The organism is Mycobacterium sp., assembly GCF_049281135.1.
Lineage (GTDB): Bacteria > Actinomycetota > Actinomycetes > Mycobacteriales > Mycobacteriaceae > Mycobacterium.
The window spans coordinates 1-2,808 of the sequence record NZ_JBAPRN010000722.1; the positions used below are offsets into that span (position 1 = coordinate 1).

Consider the following 2,808-nt stretch of genomic DNA (forward strand, 5'->3'; position numbering starts at 1 on the left):
GCGCCAACATGTGCACGGGTTGTGGATCATCGGGGTTGCTTTCCGCTTCCGCCAGGAAACGTTCGATGAGCCGCTGGTGGGGATCGTCGCGCGGGACCTCCGCTGCGGGCACCACACTGCTGACAGCCGCCTCAAATTGTGCGTCGGTTATCTCGAGGCCCAACTCGCCCGCGAGACGGCGGATCACAATGGCAGGCGTGGAGCGAAGTTCCTCGAAATCGACCCGCACCGTCGGAACACCGGCCAGCGCGAGGTCACGGGCGGCGATCAAGTGAGCCGTCGATTCAGCCCGCTCTTTTTCGTCAGCCCACCAACCGAGTCGATTCAACGAAGCCACCACGTTGGCTGGGGGTCGGTCTACCACAACCGGCACCAATGGCCCCCAGGCGTCCCGGATGTGGTCCACCGCGATGCAAAGAGCGGGATGCTTCACACCGGGCCGACGTCCCGCGATGCGGGCGGCATTGCGATGATTGGTGGCCCAATCTCGAAGATTCACTCTCAAGGTACGAACATCCATTAACAGCTGACCACCAGGCTCGGTAAAAGCCCTGCGGCACAACAGACTGAGATCCGTGTCCTCCCAGGTGTCGTCCAGTTCGCGAACACCCACATCGAATCGTGTGCCCATCAAAACCCCAAGATGGTGAAGAACTTTCGCGACGGCCGACGTGCCGCCGCACCAGGGGCCGAGCACGACGATGATCGGCTCAGCGACCGTCATACGCCCTCCCGCAGTCCCCGAATTGCCAGGTACGGTACCCGATCTTCATAGCGCTCGCTGGGCGAGGCATGACCGCCGAACGTCTTCGCCGGATAGCCAACGCATGTGAGAAAGATATGAGCTTGGTGACAACGCGGTGTGCGGCAGGAAGAATCGGCGACCATGGCGGTTATGTCTGCTTCCGCACGTGATCAGCGGCCGCGTCAGGCCATTCTCGGGCAGCTTCCCCGGATCAGCCGGGACGACGGTTCCCCCATCCGCGTCTTGCTGGTCGACGACGAGCCAGCCCTGACCAACCTGGTCAAGATGGCGTTGCACTATGAGGGCTGGACCGTCGAGGTCACGCACAACGGCCGGGAGGCGGTGAGCAAGTTCGACGAGGTCGAACCCGATGTGCTCGTCCTGGACATCATGCTTCCCGACGTCGATGGTCTGCAGATCCTGCAGCGGGTCCGCGAATCAGGGCCCTATACGCCCACCCTGTTTCTCACTGCCCGGGATTCGGTGATGGACCGGGTGACCGGCTTGACCGCGGGCGCCGACGACTACATGACCAAGCCGTTCAGCTTGGAGGAGTTGGTCGCCCGCTTGCGCGGACTGCTGCGACGCTCCAGCCACCTGGCTCCCCCGGCTGAGGACGAACTGACGGTCGGCGATCTCACGCTCGACGGCGCAAGCCACGAAGTAACGCGGGCAGGCACAACGATTTCGCTGTCCTCGACCGAGTTCGAGCTGCTGCGCTTCCTGATGCGCAATCCCCGCCGGGCACTGACTCGCACCGAGATCTTGGACCGCGTCTGGAATTACGACTTCGCCGGACGCACCAGCATTGTCGATCTGTACATCTCGTATCTGCGGAAGAAGATCGACGCCGGTAGAGAGCCGATGATTCACACCGTCCGCGGTGTCGGATACATGCTCCGCGCGCCGGCCTGACATCAAGATGGCAGCGAAATGACCAGGGCCGCAACCACTCGGTGGTGGCGCCCACGCACATTGCGCCGTCAATTGGTCTTGGGGGTCTCCGCGGTGGTCACCGTTGTCCTCTTGGTGGTCGGCGTCATCTCGGTGGTGAGCTTGCGGAACTACGTCAACGCAATGAACGACGCCGAAGTCGACAGTTCGCTTGACGCACTGGACCATTCGTTTACCCGGCACCGCGCCAGCGAATCCGGACGGCACGGCGATATCGGACAGGCCCTGCTGGGATTCACCGAGCAGAACACCGGAAATGTGATCGCCGTGATCCATGGCGGCGACGTGATCGGTTCGGCGGTCTTTTTCGAAGACGATCCGCGGCCCGCCACGCCGGACGTCATCGCGGCGATCAAGGCAGAGTCGTGGCACGACGGTGAGCTCCGCACGGTGAAACTCGGCCGGCTCGGCCCGTACCGGATGAGTAGCCAACAGTCCGGTTCCGATGACAAGCTCGTCGTCGGGGTTTCCCTGGGCCTGGTCAACAAGACCATTTCCCGCCGGATCGTCAGCGCGACAGTACTTTCGATCGCGGCACTGCTGGTGACGGCGGGTCTCACCGCGTTGGTGGTCGGCTATGCACTGCGGCCGTTGCGCCGGGTGGCCGTCACCGCCGCGGAGGTCGCGGGCGCTCCGCTCACCGGTGATGACCATCGCATCACCGCCAGGGTGCAACCGGACGACACCGATCCCGACAACGAGGTCGGAATCGTCGGACACACCTTGAACCGATTACTGGAGAACGTCGACAGCGCGCTGACTCATCGAGCCGAATCCGATCGGCGCATGCGACAATTCATTAGCGACGCCAGCCACGAGCTACGGACCCCGCTGGCCGCGATTCAGGGCTATTCCGAACTCACCCGCCAGGACAGCGCGGCGCTTCCGCCGACCACGGAATACGCGTTGGCCCGGATCGAGTCGGAAGCCCGCCGGATGACCTCGCTCGTCGACGAACTCCTGCTGTTGTCTCGGCTGGGCGAGGGTGAAGATCTGCAAACCGAGGATGTCGACCTCGGCGACATCGTCCTCAACGCGGTCAACGACGCGGCGGTTGCCGCGCCAAAACATCAGTGGGTCAAAGACTTGCCCGACGAGCCGGTCTGGGT

The 2,808-nt window shown here is 63.4% G+C and carries 3 protein-coding genes; 2 read left to right on the top strand and 1 reads right to left on the bottom strand.

Features of this window, described 5'->3' with window-relative positions; genetic code table 11:
• On the bottom strand, positions 1-724 hold a 724-nt coding region (locus WAN02_RS28875), incomplete at its 3' end, for a hypothetical protein (protein WP_422268814.1).
• 162 nt (positions 725-886) lie between these two features.
• Here WAN02_RS28875 and WAN02_RS28880 point away from each other — a divergent pair.
• Together WAN02_RS28880 and WAN02_RS28885 are read left to right on the top strand one after the other, a co-directional pair.
• Positions 887-1,660: a response regulator transcription factor gene (locus tag WAN02_RS28880; protein ID WP_422268815.1), complete on the top strand. Its 774-nt coding sequence runs from the start codon at positions 887-889 to the stop codon at positions 1,658-1,660.
• Positions 1,661-1,678: 18 nt separating this feature from the next.
• The coding region (locus WAN02_RS28885; RefSeq protein WP_422268816.1) for a sensor histidine kinase at positions 1,679-2,808 on the top strand (1,130 nt) is incomplete at its 3' end.

Coding starts and splice junctions, on each gene's coding strand:
- WAN02_RS28880 (WP_422268815.1), top strand. CDS start 887: ATGGCGGTTATGTCTGCTTCCGCACGTGATCAGCGGCCGCGTCAGGCC.